At 40.8% G+C, this 23626-nt stretch carries 20 protein-coding genes, 14 tRNA genes and 1 pseudogene; 29 read left to right on the top strand and 6 right to left on the bottom strand.

The annotated features are described in order from the left end of the window. Positions 1–101: 101 nt before the first annotated feature. Complete coding sequence (locus NMK36_RS13380) at positions 102–632, top strand: REP-associated tyrosine transposase (RefSeq protein WP_254173944.1); 531 nt, start codon at positions 102–104, stop codon at positions 630–632. Between the two features lie 84 nt (positions 633–716). On the opposite strand, the pseudogene NMK36_RS13375 reads toward NMK36_RS13380, so the two are convergent. After that, positions 717–977, bottom strand: a pseudogene (locus NMK36_RS13375) (transposase); the annotation flags it as partial. Between NMK36_RS13375 and NMK36_RS13370 the strand changes: the two are divergent. From NMK36_RS13370 to ffh, 7 genes are all read left to right on the top strand, one after another. Next, positions 966–1139, top strand: a complete 174-nt coding sequence (locus NMK36_RS13370) for a PIN domain-containing protein (RefSeq protein ID WP_222425260.1) — start codon at positions 966–968, stop codon at positions 1137–1139. The pseudogene NMK36_RS13375 and the gene NMK36_RS13370 sit on opposite strands and share 12 nt — an antisense overlap. A gap of 38 nt (positions 1140–1177) precedes the next feature. After that, positions 1178–1807 (top strand): Uma2 family endonuclease, encoded by a 630-nt coding sequence (locus tag NMK36_RS13365; RefSeq protein ID WP_072720525.1) that lies wholly within the window; start codon positions 1178–1180, stop codon positions 1805–1807. A gap of 194 nt (positions 1808–2001) precedes the next feature. After that, positions 2002–4038 (top strand): magnesium-protoporphyrin IX monomethyl ester anaerobic oxidative cyclase, encoded by a 2037-nt coding sequence (gene bchE, locus NMK36_RS13360; protein ID WP_072720524.1) that lies wholly within the window; start codon positions 2002–2004, stop codon positions 4036–4038. Positions 4039–4236: 198 nt separating this feature from the next. Continuing rightward, entirely contained in the window at positions 4237–5085 is an 849-nt protein-coding gene (locus NMK36_RS13355; RefSeq protein WP_072720523.1) for an acyl-CoA desaturase, read from the top strand. A 111-nt stretch (positions 5086–5196) separates the two neighbouring features. Next, the gene (locus NMK36_RS13350) at positions 5197–6378 is read left to right on the top strand and encodes a pentapeptide repeat-containing protein (protein WP_245824310.1); all 1182 of its coding nucleotides are present in this window, start codon (positions 5197–5199) and stop codon (positions 6376–6378) included. Between the two features lie 92 nt (positions 6379–6470). Beyond that, entirely contained in the window at positions 6471–7262 is a 792-nt protein-coding gene (locus NMK36_RS13345; protein ID WP_072720521.1) for a pentapeptide repeat-containing protein, read from the top strand. Positions 7263–7391: 129 nt separating this feature from the next. After that, complete coding sequence (gene ffh, locus NMK36_RS13340; protein WP_072720520.1) at positions 7392–8831, top strand: signal recognition particle protein; 1440 nt, start codon at positions 7392–7394, stop codon at positions 8829–8831. 131 nt (positions 8832–8962) lie between these two features. On the opposite strand, the gene NMK36_RS13335 is transcribed toward ffh, so the two are convergent. The 3 genes from NMK36_RS13335 to NMK36_RS13325 form a co-directional block, all read right to left on the bottom strand. Beyond that, positions 8963–9796 (bottom strand): metallophosphoesterase, encoded by an 834-nt coding sequence (locus tag NMK36_RS13335; protein ID WP_254173943.1) that lies wholly within the window; start codon positions 9794–9796, stop codon positions 8963–8965. 173 nt (positions 9797–9969) lie between these two features. Continuing rightward, positions 9970–14052 carry a CHAT domain-containing tetratricopeptide repeat protein gene (locus NMK36_RS13330; protein ID WP_254173942.1) on the bottom strand — a complete coding sequence of 1361 codons (4083 nt, stop codon included), beginning with the start codon at positions 14050–14052 and terminating at the stop codon, positions 9970–9972. An 81-nt stretch (positions 14053–14133) separates the two neighbouring features. Further along, a complete protein-coding gene (locus NMK36_RS13325) occupies positions 14134–14973 on the bottom strand; it encodes a DUF4384 domain-containing protein (protein WP_254173941.1) in 840 nt (279 codons plus the stop codon). Positions 14974–15255: 282 nt separating this feature from the next. On the opposite strand from NMK36_RS13325, the gene NMK36_RS13320 reads away from it, so the two are divergent. Together NMK36_RS13320 and NMK36_RS13315 are read left to right on the top strand one after the other, a co-directional pair. Beyond that, a complete protein-coding gene (locus tag NMK36_RS13320) occupies positions 15256–15816 on the top strand; it encodes a GNAT family N-acetyltransferase (RefSeq protein ID WP_254173940.1) in 561 nt (186 codons plus the stop codon). A gap of 68 nt (positions 15817–15884) precedes the next feature. Further along, complete coding sequence (locus NMK36_RS13315) at positions 15885–16133, top strand: hypothetical protein (RefSeq protein WP_254173939.1); 249 nt, start codon at positions 15885–15887, stop codon at positions 16131–16133. A gap of 34 nt (positions 16134–16167) precedes the next feature. Here the strand turns inward: NMK36_RS13315 and NMK36_RS13310 are convergent, their stop codons facing one another. After that, positions 16168–16683 carry a DinB family protein gene (locus tag NMK36_RS13310; protein WP_254173938.1) on the bottom strand — a complete coding sequence of 172 codons (516 nt, stop codon included), beginning with the start codon at positions 16681–16683 and terminating at the stop codon, positions 16168–16170. 242 nt (positions 16684–16925) lie between these two features. On the opposite strand from NMK36_RS13310, the gene NMK36_RS13305 reads away from it, so the two are divergent. Next, positions 16926–17144, top strand: coding sequence for a hypothetical protein (locus tag NMK36_RS13305; RefSeq protein ID WP_072720513.1), 219 nt, complete (start codon positions 16926–16928; stop codon positions 17142–17144). Here the strand turns inward: NMK36_RS13305 and NMK36_RS13300 are convergent, their stop codons facing one another. Next, positions 17145–17693, bottom strand: a complete 549-nt coding sequence (locus NMK36_RS13300) for a pentapeptide repeat-containing protein (RefSeq protein ID WP_083580103.1) — start codon at positions 17691–17693, stop codon at positions 17145–17147. Between the two features lie 76 nt (positions 17694–17769). Between NMK36_RS13300 and bchD the strand changes: the two genes are divergently transcribed. The 18 genes from bchD (at position 17770) to NMK36_RS13210 (ending at position 23584) form a co-directional block, all read left to right on the top strand. Next, a complete protein-coding gene (bchD, locus tag NMK36_RS13295; protein ID WP_254173937.1) occupies positions 17770–19743 on the top strand; it encodes a magnesium chelatase ATPase subunit D in 1974 nt (657 codons plus the stop codon). A gap of 75 nt (positions 19744–19818) precedes the next feature. Further along, the gene (locus NMK36_RS13290; protein WP_254173936.1) at positions 19819–20727 is read left to right on the top strand and encodes a PspA/IM30 family protein; all 909 of its coding nucleotides are present in this window, start codon (positions 19819–19821) and stop codon (positions 20725–20727) included. Between the two features lie 490 nt (positions 20728–21217). Beyond that, positions 21218–21292: transfer RNA gene (locus tag NMK36_RS13285), tRNA-Cys, on the top strand. A 2-nt stretch (positions 21293–21294) separates the two neighbouring features. Continuing rightward, positions 21295–21365, top strand: a tRNA-Trp gene (locus NMK36_RS13280). A 25-nt stretch (positions 21366–21390) separates the two neighbouring features. Further along, positions 21391–21459, top strand: a tRNA-Met gene (locus NMK36_RS13275). 37 nt (positions 21460–21496) lie between these two features. Next, positions 21497–21581, top strand: a tRNA-Ser gene (locus NMK36_RS13270). A 6-nt stretch (positions 21582–21587) separates the two neighbouring features. Continuing rightward, positions 21588–21665, top strand: a tRNA-Arg gene (locus NMK36_RS13265). A gap of 93 nt (positions 21666–21758) precedes the next feature. Beyond that, a tRNA-Phe gene (locus NMK36_RS13260) sits at positions 21759–21831 on the top strand. A gap of 5 nt (positions 21832–21836) precedes the next feature. Continuing rightward, positions 21837–21911: transfer RNA gene (locus NMK36_RS13255), tRNA-Asn, on the top strand. 5 nt (positions 21912–21916) lie between these two features. Continuing rightward, positions 21917–21992, top strand: a tRNA-Gln gene (locus NMK36_RS13250). Between the two features lies 1 nt (position 21993). Then, positions 21994–22066 (top strand) — tRNA-Gln (locus NMK36_RS13245). 39 nt (positions 22067–22105) lie between these two features. Further along, a tRNA-Leu gene (locus NMK36_RS13240) sits at positions 22106–22182 on the top strand. Between the two features lies 1 nt (position 22183). Further along, positions 22184–22261: transfer RNA gene (locus NMK36_RS13235), tRNA-Ile, on the top strand. A gap of 81 nt (positions 22262–22342) precedes the next feature. Continuing rightward, positions 22343–22415 (top strand) — tRNA-Lys (locus NMK36_RS13230). A gap of 14 nt (positions 22416–22429) precedes the next feature. Then, positions 22430–22505 (top strand) — tRNA-Arg (locus NMK36_RS13225). A gap of 5 nt (positions 22506–22510) precedes the next feature. Continuing rightward, positions 22511–22584 (top strand) — tRNA-Ala (locus NMK36_RS13220). A gap of 28 nt (positions 22585–22612) precedes the next feature. After that, positions 22613–22813: a hypothetical protein gene (locus NMK36_RS13215; protein ID WP_072721224.1), complete on the top strand. Its 201-nt coding sequence runs from the start codon at positions 22613–22615 to the stop codon at positions 22811–22813. 123 nt (positions 22814–22936) lie between these two features. Then, the gene (locus tag NMK36_RS13210) at positions 22937–23584 is read left to right on the top strand and encodes a hypothetical protein (RefSeq protein ID WP_254173935.1); all 648 of its coding nucleotides are present in this window, start codon (positions 22937–22939) and stop codon (positions 23582–23584) included. Positions 23585–23626 lie beyond the last annotated feature (42 nt).

Here is a 23626-nt window from a genome sequence, read left to right as displayed (position 1 = left end):
CAAAAAGGCATTGCTAGGTGGAACCTAGCAACGAGGGGGACGAGGGGTAGTATAATCATCAATGCAGTCAACCCTAAAAACCAAAGTAAAATTAAATCGAGATGGGACGTAGCCGCTATAAAGTATTAGAAGATAGACCCCATTTTGTGACTTGCACAACCGTTAACTGGATTCCCATTTTCAGCCATCCAGAATTTGCTCAAATTATCCTTAATTCCTTAAAGTTTTTACACGACCAACAGCGCTTAATTTTACACAGCTACGTTTTAATGGAGAACCATCTACATTTAATTGGAACTGCTGAAAACTTATCCAAAGAAATCAGAACCTTTAAATCCTTTACCGCTCGTTCTATTATTGATCAACTCAAGCAAAATCAAAGTCATCATCTATTAACTCAACTTAAAGCCGCTAAACTCCCCCATAAAACTGATCAAGACTATCAACTTTGGCAAGAAGGCTTTCATCCTCAAGCTATCCTCACAGAAGAAATGTTATGGCAAAAATTAGACTATATTCATAACAATCCAGTTAAACGTGGTTATATTGACGATCCCCTCCATTGGCGATATTCCAGTTATCGAAACTATCAAGATTTACCCGGATTAATTCCCATCGAAATCATTTCATAAACCCCTCCACCCTCTGGTTCCCTGGTTCTACCAGGGAATGCCTACCGGAGGCTCTGCCTCCAATAAGCTGCTACGCAGCTTGATTTAACAAACAGCATTTCCTTTGTTTTTAATTTTACGATGCCAATTAATAATAAGCTCTCCTTCATTTAATAATTTATGTAACAAGTCTTCTAGCTGCTCAACTGATTCAAATAGTCGATGAGCTATATATTCTTTGGCTGAATGCCAAACCAGTTCAATTAAATTAAAGTCAGGGCTGTAAGGAGGTAAAAACTCTAACCTAATATTGGGCATTTCTGCTTCTATTTTTTTTAAAATTTCTTTCTTTTTATGAAAACTAGCAATGATTTTACTCATGCGATCGCAAGTACATCTTTACCAGAAACTTTCCATAAAGATCCAGCAGATAGAATTTTAGTAGCGATCGCTAAACGATATGGTATTCCCTTAGTAACTTATGATAGCAAAATTTTGAGCTATCCCCTTGTACAGACTATCTGGTAGTTAAGATAAAAAAGGGAAATCTAATAGAGGAATATATTATGCAACTACTCGAAACTAACACAACCCAAAAACGCACTTACACCCCGGAAGAATACCTCACCCTAGAGGAAACCGCAGAATATAAAAGCGAATATCACGATGGAGAAATTATACCGATGACGGGTGGCACCACCAACCACAACCAAATTGCAGGAAACTTTTACAAAAAATTCCCTTTGACCATCAAAGAACAAAAATATCGGCTATTTATCGGCGACGTTCGCCTCTGGATACCCGCCACCCGACGCTATGTTTATCCTGATGTGATGGTAATTCAGGGAAAGCCTACTTACCAAGGAAAAAATACCACCACTGTCACTAACCCCACCATTATCGTTGAGGTTTTATCAAAATCAACAGAAGGTTACGATAAAACTGATAAATTTCGCTTTTATCGCTCTATTCCTACATTCCAAGAATATATTTTAATTGACCAAAATGCTTATTATTTGGAACACTATTCAAAAACGGGAGAAAAACAATGGAGATTTACCGAATATGACTCAGATCAGGATATTATCTCTCTGAGTTCCGTTGAATTCCAATTTACTTTAAGCGAACTTTATGAACAAGTAGATTTTTCGGAAATTGAAGAGACGGAAATTGAAGAGACGGAACTTGAAGCATAACTTGAATCATCCAGGAACAATATCAGGGTTATCCTACCCCCGATATAGTAAGCCCTTCAGGGCTTTGAGCCGTCAACCCGTCACTACGAAGTGTTAAATTATGATAACGTTGCTCATTTGATTCCTATATAGTCATATAATCTCCATGAGTTCGCAAATCTGAAGAGAAACTGAGGGTTTCAGGAGGAAAGCAAATGCGGATCATGTTGATTCAACCGAATTATCACTCTGGCGGGGCTGAAATTGCCGGAAATTGGCCGGCCAGTTGGGCTCCCTATGTGGGGGGTGCGTTGAAAACCGCAGGGTTTACCGACATCGAATTTGTCGATGCGATGAGTAACTTTATTGAAGATGACGAATTAGCGAAAATTTTGCAAGATCGTCAACCGGATGTGGTCTTAGCAACGGCCATTACTCCGATGATTTATAAGTCTCAAAGTACCCTGAAATTAGTTAAACAAATTTGCCCGAATGCAAAGGCCATTATGGGTGGAGTTCACCCCACTTATATGTATCGGGAAGTTTTGAGTGAAGCGCCTTGGGTGGATTATATTATTCGGGGAGAAGGGGAAGAAATTACGGTTAATTTATTAAGAGCGATCGCTAATGGTACTGATAAAATAGACCGTCAAACTATCTTAGGAATTGCTTTTTTAGATGAAGGCAGAGTGGTGGCAACTCCAGCCCATCCTCCGATTAAAGATTTAAACACTTTAACCCCAGATTGGAGTTTATTAGATTGGGATAAATATATTTATACTCCTCTCAATACGAGAGTTGCGGTTCCCAATTATTCCAGAGGTTGTCCCTTCCGGTGTCGGTTTTGTTGTCAATGGAAATTCTGGCGCAAATATCGCTCTCGGTCGCCGAAACATTTTGTGGATGAAATTGAAACCTTAGTAAAAGAGCATAATATTGGATTTTTCATTTTAGCTGATGAAGAACCGACGATCAATAAATCAAGATTTATGGCATTATGCAATGAATTAATTGATCGCAATTTAGGGGTACATTGGGGAATTAATACGCGCGTTACGGATATTCTCAGAGATGAAAAAGAACTCCCGTTATATCGCAAAGCGGGATTAGTTCATGTGTCATTAGGAACGGAAGCTGCTGCTCAATTAAACTTGAATTTATTCCGTAAAGAAACGACCATTGCGGATAATAAAAAAGCCGTTCAATTGTTGCGAGAAAATGGGATTTTGGCGGAAGTTCAGTTTATTATGGGATTACCCAATGAAACCCCAGAAACCATTGAAGAATCCTATCGCATGGCGCGAGATTGGAAAGCAGATATGACCAACTGGAATATGTATACTCCTTGGCCGTTTTCTGAACTGTTCCAAGATTTAGCAGATAAAGTGGAAATTCGGGATTATTCCCATTATAATTTCGTCACTCCGATTATTAAACCCGATAATATGACGCGGGAAGATGTTCTTAAAGGAGTGCTGCGGAATTATGCCCGATTTTATTCTTGGAAGTTTCTGGAATATTGGTTTGAAAAAGATCCGTTTAAACGCCGTTATTTACTCGGTTGTCTGTGGGCATTTGTGAAAACAACCCTTAATAAACGATTCTATAATTTAAGCCGGGTGAAACAAAAAGGATTGCATACCGAGGTTGAATTTGGCTTTGATGAATCTAAGATTTTAAGTGCTGAACAAATGGCACAATTTAAACAGCATACTCCCGCAGATATAGACTCTATCGGCACAATTTCAGCCTGTGGTGCTCCCAATGATTTATCTGAATGTGACAGCTATACGAAAATTCAACAAAAACATGATATAATTCAGGTAGCTGTAATTGAAGATGAAGAGGAAACCCGTCTGAACCTACGGAAAAATTTGCGATCGCAACCCGGAATAGAAGTCGCTAGTGAAGCCACAAATGCTGAAACAGGCTTGGTTTTACTCGAATCGATTGATGTTGATGTTGCGGTGGTTGATAGCACTCTACCGGATATGAATTTGGTCAAGTTTATTCGCATGGCGCGAAAAGCTCAAGGAAATTCCTATGTAATTCCCTCCAAAATTTTAGTTTTGGTAACGCCTGACCAAGAATCAATTCTATCAGAGGCGTTAGAAGCAGGAGCAAATGGCTTTTGTTTGAAAGATGCACCCATTCAAAAACTCGCCAATGCGGTGCAAACACTTTATCATCAAGGGAGTTATCAAGACCCAGCCATTACCCCTTTGATGTTAACTCCCACAACCCCAGGATAAATTTTGGTTTTAACTCAAACAAAGGCAACTGACTCCACTCATCAACATCCTGCCATTCAGGAGCAACATAAAGGGGGATATTTAATCTAAAAATTTTGTTAGGGAGGGGAAGATTTCCAAAATTTTCTGTTATCTTAAAATCTACCGAGATTCACCCCCATTGATTGATAAAACATTTATTTGGTTGAGGAGATTTTCATGACGTCTCAAGTCGCAACTTCACCTGAAAATGAACCGAAGTTAAACGGTTTAACAGTTGCGTTTTTCAGCGTAATTCATGCGTTAGCTTTATTCGCACCTTGGTGTTTTTCTTGGTCAGCTTTAGGAATCACAATATTTCTACACTGGTTTTTTGGCAGTATTGGTATTTGTTTAGGCTACCATCGTTTATTAAGCCATCGCAGTTTTAAAGTTCCCCAATGGTTAGAATATGCGATTACTTTAATTGGGGTTTGTGCATTACAAGGAGGCCCGATTTTTTGGGTCGCCGGACACCGTTTGCATCATGCTTATACGGAAGATGAAGATAAAGATCCTTACTCCGCCCGTCGAGGATTTTGGTGGAGTCATATGTTATGGATTTTCTACCCTCGTCAAACCTTTTTTGATGCTGACCATTACAAACGATTTGCCCCTGATTTAACGCGAGATCCGTTTTATTGTTGGTTAGATCGTTATCATCTGTTACTGCAAATTCCCATTGCTGTGCTACTTTACAGCATTGGCGGTTGGTCATGGTTGGTTTATGGCGTATTTTTACGGGCTGTGCTGTTATGGCATAGCACCTGGTTTATTAACTCCGTGACCCATATGTGGGGATACCGTACCTTTGACACCGATGATAATTCTCGTAACCTTTGGTGGGCGGCAATTTTCACATATGGAGAAGGATGGCATAATAACCATCACGCCTATCCTAATGTGGCGAAAGCGGGTTGGAAATGGTGGGAAATTGATATGACTTGGTGGTCAATTTGGGTATTAAAAACCGTTGGTTTAGCTCAAAAAGTAATTTTACCTCCAACTCAACGGGCGACGGAAACTTAAATTAACCGTGAGTCCCTTTGGGGATAGGGGGCGAGAAAACCTCGCCCCTACAAATCGTTTCAAAGGGGCAAATTTGGCTTAATCTGGATTAGAGAATCTATTCAGTCCCCTATGCCAATGTTAGAGCAAGCCAACGAATTATTTAAACAGGGAATTTCCTACTACCAAACAGGTCAATATCAAGCGGCTTTGTCCTGTTGGCAAGAAGCCCTCCAATCTTATCGAAACCTACAGGAGCATAAACGGGAAGGGGCAGCCTGGGGTAATTTAGGCGCTGTTCATGAGGCTTTATTAAGCCCAGAATTTGCCATTAATTGCTATCAACAACATTTAGCCATCTCCCGTGAAATTGATGACCCCAAAGGCGAACTGAATGCTTTAGTTAATCTCACTAATATTTATTATAATTTAAAAGAATATTCCAACGCCCTAGATTACCAAAATCAACGGTTAGCACTCGCCCGTCAATTATTAGATCCCTATACAGAAGAACAGGCATTTTCAGGATTAGGAAAAATTTATCTAGCTCAAGAACAATGGGAACAAGCCATTGACGCTTATCAACATCAATTAATCCTCGCCCAAGCTCATCAAAATTATCCCAGTCAAGGCAGTGCTTTTAATCATTTAAAATTAATCCATGAACAGTTAGAACAATGGGATCAAGTTCAAGCCTATTCTCAACAACATCAGGCTATCTTTAGACCCTTTTTAACTGAAAATCCCGGAAATATTTTACATCAAGCCGAAGCAATTGGCTTAGATCCCTTAATCGATTTTGCCGGAATAGATTTAAGCCATCTTGATTTTAGTTATGCTGATTTACGAGAAGCAAACCTCGAACAAACCAACCTCAGTTATGCCAATTTAACGTTAGCAGATTTGAGTGGAGCTAATTTAAAAGCCGCTAATTTAAACCATGCTATTTTGACCAATTCTAATTTACGGGATGCAGATTTAAGCAATGCTAATTTAATTGAAGCTGATTTACGCACCAAAATGCCAAGGGCGAATTTAAGTTATGCTAATTTAACCAAAGCCGACTTCATGAGTGCCTATTTACCCCATGCTAATTTAAGTTATGCCAATCTCACCGACACCAATTTTCAATATGCTGAGTTAACGGGGGTCAACTTCCAAGGGGCTAACTTAACCGGAGCTAATTTTAGTCGCGCCGAGATGAAAGATGCAAACGTAGAAAACGTTAATTTTACCCACGCTTTGGGAATTTCCGGCAGAATTAAATTGGAGTTAGTCAAACGAGGGGCAATTTTTGAGGAAAATGAAGATTAGGTTGGTGGAAATCTATGAATATCCAGGTTTACCCTGTAATTTTCAATTATAACCATTGACTTATATCAATAAACCTAACAATCAAAATTCCTATGACTGGTGTAGAAGGACTTTGGCCCCATAATCTCAGCCCAAATCGCTTGGCGGTATTAGAACGCAAACTTGTCCTGTGGTTACAGGAACAACCCCTACCCGCCGATATTCACGAAATGGCACTCCACTATAATAGCCATGAAGATTTGCAATTATTAACCCAAAAAGCAGCGGCTCAAGGCTGTCATTTTGCGGATTTGCAAACAACTGTTCAAGGGGTTATATCAGCAAAAACCGATAACTTTTTAGACTTAGCAGAAATTGCGGGTTTAAATCCCTTAGAAGATTTTGCTGACGCGAAACTATTAGGAGCTAATTTAAGGGGATTAACGTTAAGTGGTGCAAAACTAACAAATGCTTATTTACGCGGAGCCGATTTAAGCGATATTGATTTAACCTGTTCTGATTTAAGAAATGCAAATTTAGGAGGAGCCGATTTAAGCGGAGCATTATTAAGTGATGCGGATTTAACAGGAGCAGATTTGCATCGGGTTAGTTTAGCTTTAGCGAATTTAAGCGGCTCGAATTTAACGAATGTTAATTTAGAAGAAGCCAATTTAAGTAACTGCAATTTAAGCGATGCTAATTTAAGCGGAGCTTGTTTAAAAAATGCCGATTTATATCAAGCAGGATTAGCTTTAACAAATTTAGTCAACGTGGATTTTACGGGTGCTAATGTTAAAGAAGCTCGACTCTGGCATGATTCGGGAATTTCCGACGAAGTGAAAGCAGATTTAATCCATCGGGGTGCAATTTTTGATGAAAAGATAGAAAATATAAAACGAGATTAACTCAATTTTTCTCCGCTACAATTGTAAGGGCGAGGTTACCTCGCCCCTAAACAGGGATTATCGAACAATAAAAGCCCTTTCAATATTATTATAGAGGGTGAAGTTAATCTGATCCCTAAACTAATTGCTATGTTTGATGCCCTAAGTGAACGCTTTGAATCCGCCTGGAAAAAACTCCGAGGTCAGGATAAAATTAGTGAGTCTAATATTCAAGATGCCTTAAAAGAAGTCCGTCGCGCTCTTCTGGAAGCGGATGTTAACCTGCAAGTGGTTAAAGAGTTTGTCGCGGAAGTTGGCGAAAAAGCCCAGGGGGCGCAGGTCGTGTCCGGTGTGCGACCGGGGGAACAGTTTGTTAAGATTGTCCATGATGAATTAGTCAATGTTATGGGGGAAAGTAACGTTCCCCTTGCCCAAGCGGACACGGCTCCAACAATTATTTTAATGGCGGGGTTACAAGGAACAGGAAAAACCACCGCAACAGCTAAATTAGCTCTGCATTTAAGAAAAGAAAATCGCACCGCTTTGTTAGTTGCAACGGACATTTATCGACCTGCCGCGATTAATCAATTAATCACATTAGGAAAACAAATTAACGTTCCTGTGTTTGAAATGGGAACCGATACAGACCCGGTAGAAATTGCCCGTCAAGGGGTAGAATATGCCCGAAATCACGATATTGATACCGTTATTATTGACACCGCCGGACGTCTGCAAATCGACCAAGATATGATGGCGGAATTAGCGCAAATTAAAGAAACCATTGAACCCCATGAAACCTTGTTAGTGGTTGATGCCATGACAGGTCAAGAAGCCGCTAATTTAACCCGTACTTTTAATGACCAAGTGGGGATAACCGGGGCTATTTTAACCAAGATGGATGGGGATAGTCGTGGTGGGGCGGCGCTATCAATTCGTCGGGTATCCGGGGCTCCGATTAAATTTGTTGGGGTGGGTGAAAAAGTCGAAGCTTTACAACCGTTTTATCCAGACCGAGTTGCTTCTCGAATTTTAGGCATGGGCGATATTTTAACCTTAGTTGAAAAAGCCCAAGAGGAATTTGACTTGGCAGATGCCGAGAAAATGCAGGAAAAAATTGTTACGGCAAAATTCGATTTTACCGACTTCCTGCGTCAAACTAGAATGATGAAAAATATGGGGTCTTTGGGGGGATTAATTAAGTTAATTCCGGGGATGAATAAGATTTCCCAAGACCAATTAGACCAGGGAGAAGCGCAACTCAAACGTTCAGAAGCGATGATTAATTCCATGACCGTTGATGAACGCAAAAACCCCGATTTATTAGCCAGTTCTCCCTCCCGTCGCAAACGCATTGCTAAAGGGTCTGGAATGCAAGAAAAAGATGTGATGAAGTTAGTGAGTGACTTCCAGAAAATGCGGGTGATGATGCAACAAATGAGTCAAGGAATGATGCCCGGAATGGGTATGCCTGGAATGGGTATGCCGGGGATGGGTATGCCCGGAATGGGTGGCATGAGAGGGGGTTATCCAGGTGCTCCTAAAGCTAAGAAAAAGAAAGAGAAAAAGAAAAAAGGTTTCGGACAACTTTAACCCTTCCCCTCGTTCCAAGGTTCTACCTTGGGAATGCCAACCGGAGGCTCTGCCTCCGATTCTTTTTAGGGGATTAAATAATCTATTAAAATAGCCAGTATTTAGGGTTCATTCTTATACAATCTAATTCATTAAGGTTGAGGCTTTAATGTAATCACAGTCACTTCTGGTGGACAATTCCAACGTCCGGGTAAATAGGTTCCTAAACCGCGATTTACATAGAGATAATTCCTACCAACTTGATGTAATCCTGATGCCCAATTCCAATGTTTATAAACTGATTTACAATGAGAAATAAAAGGAATCCACCGCCGTAAAGGTTTAGGAATACGGCGACGAATGGGAGGTAAAAAAGAAGGAAGTACCCCGATTTTAGGTAATACGATTTGACCGCCGTGAGTATGACCCGATAGTTGTAAATCAACTCGCCATTGCTTTAAAATTTCGGCAGTATCGGGGTTATGGGTTAAAATAATTCTAGGGATGGTTTCATCTAAGGTATTCATTATCGGTTGAGGTTGGAATTGTTTTGATTTTAAATCTCCTAACCCAACTAAGGCAAGTTCTGAACCCAAAGGATAAACCACTTGATTACAAAGTACCTGTATTCCAATTTGATTTAAAGCTTCAGTAACGATTGTTTTAGAATGATGATAATAATGATCATGGTTGCCTAAAACGGCATAAATTCCTGATTTACTCGATAATTGTTTAAGGTAAGTTGTCAGTTGAGTAATCGGTTTAGGATCATGGGTGACATAATCTCCTGTTAATACAATTAAATCAGGTTTTGCTGCATTGGTAACAGCGATCGCTTCTTTTAACAATTGTTTAGATAATCGCAACCCATCATAATGAAAATCCGACATCTGTACTATTCTAATCCCCTTTAATTGAAGCGGTAGATTAGCAATAGCAACCGTTAATCGTTCTACCTTTAATTTTCCTGTTAACAGTGGATACATTGAGTTAACCTTAAATGTTTAACTTCAGTGTAGCGCACCTTCAAAAGTAGCTAAAAATTAGGCAAAATCAATATTTAATAATATGAAATCTTTAAATGTTTGCTACGCATCCGTATTGTGTAGAGACGTGCCATGGCGCGTCTCTACGTGGGATTTACGGATCATCTGTATCATCAATTTAGAGGGAAGGTTATTCCAGCAGGAAATGGATTTGTGTCTCCTTGACAGACCCAAGCTGCCCAAAAATAAGGATGATTTAAAACTTGAGTATTAGGATTATTATTAATATAATTAGGACTCCAATTTAATTCTTTTTTGAGTTCTTCTAAAATCTCTTGACCTAAAGGAAATTGTTGTAATTCTTGAATAGTCACAGAACGAATATAATTTTGAGCCGTTGTTAACGCTTCATACCGACCATAACCGGATTTTAATAAATCTAAGAATTGATTCATTAATAATATACTGGCTTTCGTGGGAACTGACCATAAACTCATCACTAAAGTTTTACAACCTGCCACTGCAAACGCTCGACGTAATCCAAATACTCCCTCACCAATTTTAACATCTCCTAACCCACTTTCACAAGCAATTAATATGGTTAATTCATTTTGCCATAAATCCAAAACTGCCACATCTTGGGCGAATAAAAACCCTTTTCCGGCTTCGGGGGGTAAATCTCCTCCTAATTTCCAAGTATTAGCGCCTGCTAAGGCTAAACCGGAACGCATTAGGGAGTTATCAATAGGAGTAGAAGAAAAGCGATCGCGATTCCTTAAACCTTGAATTTTCTCTCCCCTAACTCCACTTAATAAAGGGGGAATGGATGAATTTTTAGTTTCGGAATTATCGATAATTTTTTGAACGATAGGAATAAAGTTATGTAACCAAGTTGCTGCATTGATATCTCCTTGTTTTTCCAAAATATCAATAACAGTTTCCATGCAATTGATTAAAGTTTGATTTAATAAATTCGGATGATTCTGTAAAATCTCCTCTTCCTTGCCATCGGGAGATTGCAATAACAACAGAATTAACTTAAAATAAGGATTATCCCCAGAATTAAAATAACCGTGAGTGGCAATTAACAAAATATTAGGACAATTCAAACGACCGAACAAAGGTTCTAAAGCTTGTTGCTGCAAATAAGGTTTAACGCCTAATTTTTCCGCTACGGTTTCCGCTAATAGTCCCGTTTCGGGAACCGGATCAAAATAGTCTCCACCCAAACGTTTAATCACATCATTCGTAGTAAGCCCTTCAGGGCTTTTCTGAGGGCTAAAGCCCTCACTACTAGATAAATTAAAATCAGGATCAGCCACAATAATAGGAGCAGACGCAGGGCGTTCTGTTTGAACCATTCCCCGCAGAATATCTCGCCCTGCACTCAAATAACTAATTTGATAGCGATCAATTAATAGCTGTTTTCCACTATTATCTAAGGGTAAAATCCCAAAGGGAACTAGATTTAATTCAGCATCGGGGGCAATCATTAAATGGGAATATTCGGCTAAATTCACCTGTTCTAAAATCGGATTATAAATCGCCTCTCGTAATTTTATCCCCGCTTCTTGATAAGATATTTGTTGAGCAGGTTGTCCTTTATGGCGTACCCCTAAATCTTTTAATCTCAGTTCAGATATCGTTTCTCGAAATACCTTAATTAACCGTTCAATGGGTTCTGCATCTCCTAATAAAATCATCTGCACCGCATCGGGTTGTTGAGCAGGTAAAACAAACGCCAAATATTGGGCAGGTTGCCATTGATCCGCTTTAAAATCATAGACATTAAACCGCACAAACTCCACTAAAGCAGAGCCTTCAGGTAATGCCAACGCCACCGCCCGTCTGTCGGTTTCTTGGTCTTGTAGTTGAATTTCTGGAACTTGGGAAGCGAGTTGTTTTTCTAATTGTTCACATTCTTGTTGTAATTCTGTGACTAAGTTTTGATGTTCACGGCGGCGGAGACGATACTGTTCTAGGGGTTCTTGGCGTTGGATGAAAGGCGAATCAAACATCAGATGGGTTAACTGTTCTCGCAAGGATCGTAACCGTTGAAATTCCGGTTGCAGGTGGGAATAGGGTTCACTATAAATGGCAAAATTAAAGGCAGCTAAGGCAGTGGCGGTGATACATTTACGTTTAAGAACAACGTCTAAGGCGATTTTTGCAGCTTTGGGAGAGTCGGAAAAATAAGTTGAAATTAGAGAAAGAAAGTGATCAAACCGATATCTAATATTGTCGATATAGGTGAGGCGATCGCGTTCTGAACTATAAGCAAAATTGGTACGCAAAAGGCGATCATCTATCGCGATCGCTTGCTGCATTAATTCTAAAGCTTCCGTTGGGCGATCACTATTAATCAGTAAGAGTGCTAAATTATTCAGGCTTGTGGCAATTTCAGGGTGGTCGCCTTCATACAGTCGTTGCTTCATAGCTAAGGCTTGCTGATATAAAGGTTCGGCTGAACTCAGCTTGCCTTGGGACTTGTAGAGCACTGCTAAATTATTCAGGCTTTGTGCAATTTCAGGGTGGTCGCCTTCATACAGTCGTTGCCTCATGGCTAAAGCTTGCTGCCATAAAGGTTCGGCTTCACTCAGTTTGCCTTGGGACTGGTAGAACACTGCGAAACTATTCAGGCTTTGTGCAACGTCAGGGTGGTCGCCTTCATACAGTCGTTGCCTCATGGTTAAAGCTTGCTGCAATAAAGGTTCGGCTTCACTCAGTTTGCCTTGGGACTGGTAGAGTTCTGCTAAATTATTCAAGCTTAATGCAATATTAGGGTGGTCGCCTTCAAACAGTCGTTGCGTCATGGCTAAGGCTTGCAGGTATAAAGGTTCGGCTTCACTCAGCTTGCCTTGGAAATAGTAGAGTGCTGCTAAATTATTCAAGCTGGATCCAACGTCAGGGTGGTCGCCTTCAAACAGTCGTTGCGTCATGGCTAAGGCTTCTTCTAGTAAAGGTTCAGCTTGACTCAGTTTGCCTTGGAACTGGTAGAACACTGCTAAATTATTCAAGCTGGATGCAATATTAGGGTGATCCCCTTGGAATAATCGTTGCGTCATGGCTAAAGCTTGCTGCCATAAAGGTTCGGCTTCACTCAGCTTGCCTTGGCAATAGTAGAGAAATGCTAAATCATTCAAGCTTAATGCAATATTAGGGTGGTCGCCTACAAACAGTCGTTGCGTCATGGCTAAGGCTTGCTGATATAAAGGTTCGGCTGCACTCAGTTTGCCTTGGGACTGGTAGAACACTGCGAAACTATTCAGGCTTAATGCAACGTCAGGGTGGTCGCCTTCAAACAGTCGTTGCCACATGGCTAGTGCTTGCTGATATAAAGGTTCGGCTGCACTCAGTTTGCCTTGGGATTTATAGAGCAATGCTAAATTATTCAGGCTTTGTGCAACGTCAGGGTGATCGCCTTCAAACAGTCGTTGCCACATGGCTAGTGCTTGCTGATATAAAGGTTCGGCTTCACTCGGCTTGCCTTGGGATTTATAGAGTCCTGCTAAATTATTCAGGCTTAATGCAACGTCAGGGTGGTCGCCTTCAAACAGTCGTTGCCACATGGCTAGTGCTTGCTGATATAAAGGTTCGGCTTCACTCGGCTTGCCTTGGGATTTATAGAGTCCTGCTAAATTATTCAGGCTTAATGCAACGTCAGGGTGGTCGCCTACAAACAGTCGTTGCCACATGGCTAGTGCTTGCTGATATAAAGGTTCGGCTTCACTCAGTTTGCCTTGGGATTTATAGAGCAATGCTAAATTATTCAGGCTTTGTGCAACGTCAGGGTGATCGCCTTCAAACAGTCGTTGCCACATGGCTAGTGCTTGCTGATATAAAGGTTCGGCTTCACTCGGCTTGCCTTGGGATTTATAGAGTCCTGCTAAATTATTCAGGCTTTGTGCAACGTCAGGGTGATCGCCTTCAAACAGTCGTTGCCTCATGGCTAAGGCTTGCTGCAATAAAGGTTCAGCTTGACTCAGCTTGCCTTGGGAGCGGTAGAGTTCTGCTAAATTATTCAGGCTTAATGCAACGTCAGGGTGGTCGCCTTGATAGAGAGATTGTGCTAATTCTAAAGCTTGTTCTGCTAGAATGACTGCTTGATTAAACTGACCCTGTTGATAAAGTTGAAAAGCTTGTGCGTTGAGTTGGTTCCATAATTCTTCACCATTCCTCAGCCGTTGTTGTGGTTGATGAGATTTCGGTTTTATGAACTTTGACGTTAAATTTTTTAAACAACGAATCAGTTTCATCTTGCACCTAAATATTATTCAAGGTTAGGAAAGGCGATTAATGCTCTAAATTAGAAATAGAATAAGCTCACTCTGAATGATTTAAACAACCTGATATTCTGTATAAAATACCTGGGAGGTAGAACAGTTCTCTACATAGGTTAACAATTCATCAAGATGTTGATGATCCAGTTCTAACCCTTCCTGTTGACTTTTTTCTAACCAATCTAAAGACGGTTTATCGGGAGTAATAACGGCTAAAATTTGTTCTTGTCCCTCCTCCGTTGCGGTAAAAGCCGGATAAGGAGACGGGGGATATTGAGGTAAAGTAATCTCTCCTCCTTTCACCTGAAATTCTGGAGCATATTCTGAGGGACAGATACAACACATTCCCCCAGAAGGTTCTCGCTCTAATAATATCAAATGTCCAGGTTGATCTAAATTAACTTTAAACAAAATATCGCTATCCTTGGGAACCTTGTCCAGATAAGGTGTTTTATGTCGCATCCCCAAATTTCCCACATCTCCCGCTAAAACCACCCCCATTTTATTTTTAGCGGTTGTTTTTGTTTTTAATTGCTTCCAAAGGGTTTGTTTTAACCATTGAGGATAAACAATTTCTTCCAACCACTGTTTAGCAATTGGACATTTATCTTTATGCGCCCCATTAAAATCACAGCCCTTGCGTTGCATTTTTGGGAATATTGTTTTACTTAAATAATCTGTAAAAATCCGTTTAACATACTCTTCCTGAGACTCTATTGACTTGTCTAAGCTTAAATTTTCTTGCAAAACATCAGCCAAAGCATTATTTTCTAAATCATCATTGCTACGGAGAAATCGTTCAATAAATACTAATTTACATCTATCCTTAAACCCCCATTCTTGGGCTATCTCTTCAAGGAATTGTTTTTCATTGTCTTGATATTGGGTAGAAAGCATAAATTCCCTCCATTGCTCACTATTTTCTGGTTGTCATTCTGAGCGAAGCGAAGAATCTCACTACATTCAGGATGACAATTCGCTTGTCATTATCTTTAAAATAGATCAGATTTCAAAATTAATCAATAGGTTTAACTGATCATTCTATTTGATTCTAGTTCGTTCTATTTGATGCTAGTTAATTATATTAATTCTAGCTTTCTACTTAATTCTATTTCCTGCAATTTACAGGTCAGTTTAAACCGAATAAATTAGGGGCATAGACCACTTGAGGACAAAAGAATGCTTCTGAAAAAAGCCCCTGAAAAACTAACCCTAGATTCCTTTAACCTGGTAACGTGCTGTGATCAACGGTTTTGGAATACTGCTGCTCAACTGTTGGAAAATCCCAAAATCATGAGATGGGTTTTAGCTGGCGCACTGTCTCCCGAACAGGCACAAAGCGAGTTACAGCAGTGGCGGAAACAGTGGCAAAAATATGGCTATGGTAACTATTTTGTTACCGATAAACAAGAAAAAACCTTGTTCGGTTTTGTCAAAATTTATAATAGTGATCGCTCTCCTTTCGCCCAACTGGGTTATGCCGTTGATACTCCCTATCAAGGTCGTGGGTTAGGGACAAAATTTGCAAACGCCGCCATTAATATTGCCTTTGAAATCTTAAACCAACCCCAATTATCAGCTTATGCACGAGTCCAAAACCACCCTTCACGGCGAATTTTAGAAAAAGTTGGTTTTCGCTGCGACAACGATAATTTGTGGTTTGAAAATCGGGACTATTGCCAATATAGCTTAACCCAAGAACGCTATTTCCAAATGTTAGCTATTCGTCAAGCGTCTTAAGTAAACCATTGGGGGATATTTCAACCTATCCCCCTTTTTTAATCATTAATTTAGAGGAGAATAAAATTATGCCTTGCAATTTTAACAATAATTATCCCTGTGGCGTTTCCCCCTGTTCTCAAAATAGAACTTGCCCCTATTCCTATCCTTGCCCTCAACGAGATTATCGCTATAATCAAGATTGGGGGGGTAATCTATTCTCGTTAGTTCTAACTTTAGTGTTAATGGTTTGGACTGTTAATGCCATTGTAGAAATGCGTTATTCTTCATCAAAATCAGACTCAGAATTAAAGCTTCAATATGTTGAAGATCGTTAAAAGTTTAGTGGTGCGTGCGCTGCGCTTACGCACCCTACTTGTTTTTTGGATCTGGTCTAAGAATTCGGTGCAAATCTAAACTTGGAGGTTGAACAATGGTTTGAGTTAACATATCGTGAATTTGTCCGCGATGGTGGGTTTGATGGTTAAAAAAGTGCATGATTAAGATATCGATGGGATCATCATGAATATTTCCAGCATTATTGCGATAACGAATGGTTTGATCAAATCGAGTTTCATCGAAGTGTTGAAAAAACGTTTCGATTTTAACGTCTTCTTGCTGACGAGCTTGCCATAATTGAGCAAAATCTTCATATAGAATAGTATCCAACCCCGTTGAGGAAATTTCACCCCCCGAAAATCGAGTCATCCAGATGCGATCGCCCACCAAAATATGATTTAATGTATTATGAATACTCTTAAAAAAAGCAGGTCGAATTTGTTGACGTTCTGCATCGGTTAATTCTGCACAAGCTGAATATAAACGTTGATTAGCTAAGGTATTATAACAAGCTAAACGTTGAAAATGACTAATTAAAGGATGAACCATACAATCCAGAATTTTAACGTTAAAGGAAGAAAAAAATATTGTTTACAACTGTAATTATACCGTGATCACCATCACATTTCCTAGACCACAAGATCACCTTTTCCTTACCCTGCTATCACTACATTCTAGTTATCTCAGTCACAAATTCTACTCGTAGAAATCACTTTAAAGCTTTTGTAAAATCACGCCTGATTTGTAAAAAATCGGTAAAGATTAGGGTGTTGAGTTTAGCTTAAATTCCCATGGTTCCGAAAGTTCAACTTTTACAATCTGCTCTCAGCGATTTATTTGCCCAAGTGAATACGACAGGTCAGTTAACCCTCGCTGATCGTTATGGATTAATGGCAGCCATTTTAGATGAATCTCTTTCAGAGGAAGAGAGGCGCTGCATTGATCGATTACTCAGAGCAGTTTCTCGCGGAAGAATCAAAATTGTTGATGATCTTTCTAGTTTACAATAATTAACATTCCCCTTTTTGTCCATCGGGCATTGTCGCCCCGCAAAAATTAGTTCCTTGTAATTTAGCATTATTGAGGTTAGCATTTAATAAATTTGCATTATTAAATTGAGCTTCTTCTAAAAACGCTTGATAAAGATCAGACCACGATAAATCAGCACCCTTTAAATTTGCCTTTCTTAAGGTTGTGCTCTGGAATTTTGTATCCCTTAAATCCGCCCCCGATAAATCCGCTTCAATTAAATTTGCTGAACTTAAATCTGCCCCTTTTAAATTCGCGCCTCTCAGGTTGGCTTTTTGTAAATTAGCTCCCAATAAATCAGCCCCTTCTAACTTCGCTTCTGCTAAATTTGCTGAACTCAAATCGCATTGTTGACATTCATTGGTACTAATTAATCGTTCCACATCACTTTTTCGTTCTGCTAAAACCGGAACACCAACCCCTAAAATAATTAAACCCGCAACCATCATCAAAATGAATTGAGGCTTTTGAATTTGCCCTAAAGAAGAATTTTGAGAGCATTGAAAAACGATAAAATTCCGAAGTTTCATGATTTTTGAGGAAAAACGATTAACAAAAGTACCCTTTTTTGCTATTCTAAGACATTGTTCTGTCATTTCTAAAGCTATGTCTGCGCCCGTTAGCGCCCCTACGATCACCTCCTTTCCCTTAACTGCGGTCATCGGACAAGATGCCATTAAACTCGCGTTGTTACTGGCGGCGGTTGACCCCGGTTTGGGTGGCGTGGTCATTGCTGGCAGACGGGGAACGGCTAAATCCGTTATGGCGCGGGCGTTACACGCTTTGTTACCGCCGATAGAAATTGTTAAAGGTTCAATAGCCAACGTCGCACCTGTTGACGAAAGCCAACCCACTGAAATTGTCCCCACCGCCTTTGTTCAGGTTCCGTTAGGCATTACCGAAGATCGATTAGTGGGTTCGGTGGATTTAGAACAGTCGGTGAAACAAGGACAAACAGTGTTTCAACCCGGACTTTTAGCCACAGCAAACCGAGGGGTTTTATATGTGGATGAAATCAATTTGTTAGATGATAATATTGCTAATTTATTATTAACGGTTCTCACAGAAGGACGAAATTTAATTGAACGGGAAGGGATTAGTTTTGAACATCCTTGTAAACCGTTATTTATCGCGACATTTAACCCGGAAGAAGGGCCGTTACGAGATCATTTATTAGATAGAATTGCGATCGCTTTATCCGCCGATGGAGTTCTCAGTTTAGATGAACGAGTGCAAGCGGTAGATCAAGTGATGGATTATGCGCGATCGCCCCAGGATTTCTTAACTCAATATAACCAAGAATTAGATGATCTGAAAACCCAGATTATTTTAGCTAGAGAATGGTTAAAAGATGTGGTAATTACCCCTGACCAAATCTTATATTTAGTTCAAGAAGCGGTGCGGGGAGGAGTCCAAGGTCATCGAGCCGAATTGTTTGCGGTGCGGGTGGCTAAAGCTTCGGCTGCTTTAGAAGGACGGACAACGGTTAGTGCTGACGATTTACGCCGAGCCGTCGAACTTGTGATTGTTCCCCGTGCTAAAATTGTGCCACCTCCTGAACAACAGCAACAGCAACCCCCACCACCTCCACCGCCTCAAGATCAATCTCCCCAAGACCAAGAGGAGGAAGAGGAAGACGACGAAGACCAACCCGACCCCCCGGAAGAAGAGGAGGCGACTATCCCCGAAGAATTTATTTTTGACCCAGAAGGGGTGATCCTCGATGATAGCGTCTTGTATTTTACCCAAATGGCGAACCGTCAAGGGAAATCGGGCAGCCGCAGCGTGATTTTTTCCGATGACAGGGGGCGATACATTAAGCCTGTTTTACCCAAGGGGAAAGTCCAAAGAATTGCCGTTGACGCGACATTACGGGCGGCAGCGCCCTATCAACAAGCCCGACGTCTGCGGGAACCGGGGCGAAAAGTGATTGTGGAACAAGGGGATATTCGCGCCAAACGGTTAGCCCGGAAATCTGGGGCGTTAGTGGTGTTTGTCGTCGATGCGTCGGGTTCAATGGCTCTGAACCGGATGCAGTCGGCAAAAGGGGCGGTGTTACAACTGTTAACGGAAGCCTACCAAAGTCGGGATCAGGTGTCATTAATTCCCTTCCGAGGAGAACAGGCGGAGGTGTTGTTACCCCCCACTCGTTCTATTGCTGCGGCACGAAAACGGCTGGAACGCTTACCCTGTGGGGGTGGGTCGCCCTTAGCGCATGGGTTAACCCAGGCGGTGAGAGTCGGGGTGAATGCGAAACAGTCGGGGGATATTGGTCAAGTGGTGATTGTGGCCATTACCGACGGACGGGGGAATATTCCCTTATCTCGGTCTTTGGGAGAACCTCAAATTGAGGGAGAAAAACCGGATATTAAGAAAGAACTATTAGAAATTGCGGGGAAAATTCGGGGGTTAGGAATTCAATTGTTAGTGATAGATACCGAAAGTAAATTCATTTCTACGGGGTTCGCCAAGGAGTTAGCAAAAACGGCGGGGGGGAAATATTATCACCTTCCAAAAGCGACGGATCAAGCGATCGCAGCGATGACCCAAAATGCTTTAAGAGATGCGATCGGTTCTTAAACCCTCGTTCCTCGTGTCTCGCGGGGGATACTTTTTTGAGGCTCTGGCTTTCCATAATATAAAGGAACTTCTATTATGAGCTTATTTGATCGCATTAATAGATTAGTTAAGGCTAACCTTAATGATTTAACAGCACAAGCACAAGATCCTGAGAAATTTTTAAATTCAACTCTTGCTGAAATGCAAGAAAATTTAGCGAAAATGCGTCAAGCAGTCGATCATACCACTGCTGTTATAAAACGAACTGAACTAGAATATGAGGAAGCTAATTCTAAAGCTAATAAATTGCATAGCCGTGCAGAATTAGCATTAAAGGAAGGAAATGAGGATTTAGCCAGGAAAGAGTTAGAAAAAAAGGTTCCAGAACGTAAAATTGCAGAAAAATCTAAAAAAATTCTGGAAGAGAAAACACAAGAATTAGAAGTATTTAAGCGTACTGTGAAGCAATTAGAAAATAAAATTGCAGAAGTAAAATCACAAATTAATTATTTAAAACAACGTAAACAAAATACAGCCAACCAACAATTAGAAAATTTGATAAATGGAGTTAATACTCACAGTACATCAACAGCATTTGAACGGTTAGAACAGAAAGTAAAAGAACTTGAAAAAGCTACTCATAGAGAAGATCAAGATCACTCTAGTCATACCCTTAATGAACCCAAACCTAATCAAAATCCAGAAAATATGTTAGAAACAGCTATTCAAGAAACACAAAAAATTATTGAACAATCGGTACTTAATAGAGATTATTTAAAAAAGCAATTAATTGAGCAAGAGGCAACTATAAAGCTCCTAAATCAAAACCTAATAAATCTGAAAGAGTTGAAGGATAAATTAACTCATCAATCTAGCTATCAATCTATATTAGAGGGTGATAGTCAAGATCATTCTAAATTTGATGAATTATCCAAAATTAATGGTGATGTGGATGATGAATTAGAACTATTACGTCAATTAAATAAAATAAAAAGCCATGAATAACGATATCAAAATTCAAGCAAGTAGAGGTAATATTTTTCCAGATCTCGGTTGTTGTTAGTATCCAAAATTAGATTATCTTGATTATGCTAAAAAAGATTAAAAATTAAAGGTTACAAATCAATAAGTATAGTATACCGATCTTTGGTTTTGTATTGCCAATACTACAGTCTTCCATGATCCGCATTCTCCTCGCCCCCTTACACAACAAACTCAGCAATCATACAGACTCCAGAACCAGGTAGTGTTTTTTTGCCAAAGCCTAATGGGCAAACCCTCTACCAGAAAGCAATCCAACGATTTTGTCTGCGATTGCTCTGTCCCTTCTAAAAAATTTTGTAGTATACTCTTGACAGATTGTAGTATAGCAATTATAGTTGTAGTATGAGATGAAACACAGAGGTGCTAATCCTCGGTGTTGCTTCCTCTAACCCCTGCTGACATCAGCAACCAGTACCTTGAAAACTTCATAAATACTACATTTTGATCCAATCTCCAGGTCGCCCAGTGGAAAGGCGTTGGTCTGCAAAACCAACTTGCGAGAGTTCGATTCTCTCCCTGGAGTCCAATGCACAGATAGTGTAACGGAAACATTACGGTCTCCAAAACTGTAGATCAAGGTTCAAATCCTTGTCTGTGCGTTGCCGTGCCCTGATCGAAAAAGCTTACATACTCGCCTAATGGTAAGGCAACTGTCTCATAAACAGTCCATTGCAGGTTCAAGTCCTGTGTGTGAATCAACAGCTTTTTCAACTTGCATGGCATTGATTTTGGAGCGATCGCCACTGGTAAGGCAAGCTGTTTGCTAAACAGTCGTGGTTTTATCGCCATTGCAGGTTCAATTCCTGTTCGCTCCGATGAGTGAGAACGTGGTGTAATCGGAAGAACACATCGGTCTACGAAACCGAAGATTGGGAGTTCAAATCTCTCCGTTCTCGCCAATTGTGGAGGTTGTCCGGCACGGACGAGGAAAGCGTTTTGAAAACGCCTGCGGGTAACGCCGTCAAGAGTTCAATTCTCTTAGCCTCCGCTTCGGGAAGTTGGTGAAGCTGGTGCTCACGTGCTGCTGAAGACGGCGAGAAGGCGGTTCAATTCCGTCACTTCCCACTTGTTGCCCTATAGCTCAATGGCAGAGCAAGCGGCTGTTAACCGCGAGGTTGTAGGTTCGAGTCCTACTGGGGCAGCCACTTATTGCAGGATGGACAATTGGCAAGTCGCTCTGACTCTGAATCAGAGAGAGGTTGGTTCGACCCCAACTCCTGCATCCAATGCCCTGTGGTGTAATTGGCAACATCCTGCTCTTTGAAAGCGGAGATTCCAGGTTCAAACCCTGGCGGGGCAGTTGGGAGGTAAACAGTCCCCTGTATCCCTCCCATTTCTCACTCCTGTAGCCCAACGGTCAGAGGCGATCGCCTTAGAAGCGATGCGTTGCAGGTTCAACTCCTGTCAGGAGTACCAAGCACCGAAGGCGGAAGTGATCGACGCGCGCACCCGATAAGTGCGTTATTAGCAGGTTTGAGTCCTGCTCGGTGTACCAAATTTCTAAAAGTGACATATAAAAGCACTTTAGTATGCTAAACCCACGAGAAGCTGAAAAATCCTGCAAATTAGATCATTTGGGTCGTTAGCTTAACGGTTAGAGTAGCTGCCTTTTAAGCAGACGGGTCAGAGTTCAAATCTCTGGCGACCCATGTTCAATCACTGTGGGAGTGTCGCCTAATGGAAAGGGTATCGATCTTCTAAATCGATTTGTGTAGGTTCGACCCCTACCACTCCTGCCAAATAGGGGTCTGTAGCTTAACTGGGAAAGCATCTGTCTTGCAAACAGAAAGATGTCGGTTCAACTCCGACCAGAATCCACTTTTTAATCAAGTAAGAGGTAATAAAAATGGTACATATTCGATTTGAAGGGCGATCGCTCGACCTATCAGAAACCCAACTGGAAATTACTCAAGGGATGAGTGATACAGCAGTGAAAGAACGAGTTTCAAGATATTTAGATGTTGATGGAAATCGACTTTCTACTTATGTAGTTGATCACCGTCCCAGTGGTGATTTAATCATCCGTCCTGAAGCTGTTTACGGTTAAAGTATATGGACATAACCGCAAGTTTAACAGTCGCCAGAACGGTGTTTTATAAAGGCTAATGCACCGAAACAAACGGTGATGAAGTCTTTTTCTCTCTATTCTTTATTCCCTGTTCCCTGCAATATGAGCGAACATCGTTTGAGCGAAGTTGTCATTGAACGTCCTCGTGGTGGAATGCGAATTAGCCTCAAAAAATTGAAAGGTTTTAAGAAGCAATTATATAAACTCACCGAGGAAGCTAGTCAGGATGGATTACTCAGTCCTTACCTGATTAAACCTAGAAATAAATCGAAGCATCTCTCTGATCAGCTAGGGCCACTGCGGCGGTTTTTGCGATCGCACGTTGGGCAACCCTGGAATGAAGTTTACAGTAAATTGTGCCAGCAATTAGATACTAAAACCATGGCAGGGCAGCACGTTCTGACTCATCTATGGGAATTCGTTGAGCGGCACGTTGAACTGATTGATGGCATACCTTACAGCAAAAGAACCCATCGGCGTTTTTCCATTCCTCATCGCTTAGACAGCCATTACACAGACAAATTTTATGTGCATCCAGAAACTGGAATTCTGTGTGCGTCTGCAAACCAACCTCGCAAGAGATGGAATTCCTGGCGACCGGATGTGGTGAAACTGGATGAATATCATGAATATCACCAACTTCACGGAATTTGGTATCTAATTACCTTTGAGGAAGTCCCACCTCCACCCACAAAAACAGTCATCGATGTGCTAGACGGTGAAATCTCTTGTGGTAATGGGAGATGGTAGTTATCATACCAGTGCGATTGCTAAAAGGGATTTCCGATTGGG

Source organism: Planktothrix pseudagardhii (assembly GCF_904830925.1).
Taxonomy (GTDB): domain Bacteria; phylum Cyanobacteriota; class Cyanobacteriia; order Cyanobacteriales; family Microcoleaceae; genus Planktothrix; species Planktothrix tepida.
Note: the sequence above shows the minus strand (reverse complement) of the source record. Positions and strands in the feature narration are given on the sequence as shown.

Coding starts and splice junctions, on each gene's coding strand:
- NMK36_RS13345 (WP_072720521.1), top strand. CDS start 6,471: ATGACTGGTGTAGAAGGACTTTGGCCCCATAATCTCAGCCCAAATCGC.
- NMK36_RS13320 (WP_254173940.1), top strand. CDS start 15,256: ATGCTTCTGAAAAAAGCCCCTGAAAAACTAACCCTAGATTCCTTTAAC.
- NMK36_RS13210 (WP_254173935.1), top strand. CDS start 22,937: ATGAGCGAACATCGTTTGAGCGAAGTTGTCATTGAACGTCCTCGTGGT.
- NMK36_RS13325 (WP_254173941.1), bottom strand. CDS start 14,973: ATGCTTTCTACCCAATATCAAGACAATGAAAAACAATTCCTTGAAGAG.
- NMK36_RS13355 (WP_072720523.1), top strand. CDS start 4,237: ATGACGTCTCAAGTCGCAACTTCACCTGAAAATGAACCGAAGTTAAAC.
- ffh (WP_072720520.1), top strand. CDS start 7,392: ATGTTTGATGCCCTAAGTGAACGCTTTGAATCCGCCTGGAAAAAACTC.
- NMK36_RS13305 (WP_072720513.1), top strand. CDS start 16,926: ATGGTTCCGAAAGTTCAACTTTTACAATCTGCTCTCAGCGATTTATTT.
- NMK36_RS13300 (WP_083580103.1), bottom strand. CDS start 17,693: ATGAAACTTCGGAATTTTATCGTTTTTCAATGCTCTCAAAATTCTTCT.
- NMK36_RS13350 (WP_245824310.1), top strand. CDS start 5,197: ATGCCAATGTTAGAGCAAGCCAACGAATTATTTAAACAGGGAATTTCC.
- NMK36_RS13330 (WP_254173942.1), bottom strand. CDS start 14,052: ATGAAACTGATTCGTTGTTTAAAAAATTTAACGTCAAAGTTCATAAAA.
- bchD (WP_254173937.1), top strand. CDS start 17,770: ATGTCTGCGCCCGTTAGCGCCCCTACGATCACCTCCTTTCCCTTAACT.
- NMK36_RS13365 (WP_072720525.1), top strand. CDS start 1,178: ATGCAACTACTCGAAACTAACACAACCCAAAAACGCACTTACACCCCG.
- NMK36_RS13215 (WP_072721224.1), top strand. CDS start 22,613: ATGGTACATATTCGATTTGAAGGGCGATCGCTCGACCTATCAGAAACC.
- NMK36_RS13370 (WP_222425260.1), top strand. CDS start 966: ATGAAAACTAGCAATGATTTTACTCATGCGATCGCAAGTACATCTTTA.
- NMK36_RS13335 (WP_254173943.1), bottom strand. CDS start 9,796: ATGTATCCACTGTTAACAGGAAAATTAAAGGTAGAACGATTAACGGTT.
- bchE (WP_072720524.1), top strand. CDS start 2,002: ATGCGGATCATGTTGATTCAACCGAATTATCACTCTGGCGGGGCTGAA.
- NMK36_RS13290 (WP_254173936.1), top strand. CDS start 19,819: ATGAGCTTATTTGATCGCATTAATAGATTAGTTAAGGCTAACCTTAAT.
- NMK36_RS13380 (WP_254173944.1), top strand. CDS start 102: ATGGGACGTAGCCGCTATAAAGTATTAGAAGATAGACCCCATTTTGTG.
- NMK36_RS13315 (WP_254173939.1), top strand. CDS start 15,885: ATGCCTTGCAATTTTAACAATAATTATCCCTGTGGCGTTTCCCCCTGT.
- NMK36_RS13310 (WP_254173938.1), bottom strand. CDS start 16,683: ATGGTTCATCCTTTAATTAGTCATTTTCAACGTTTAGCTTGTTATAAT.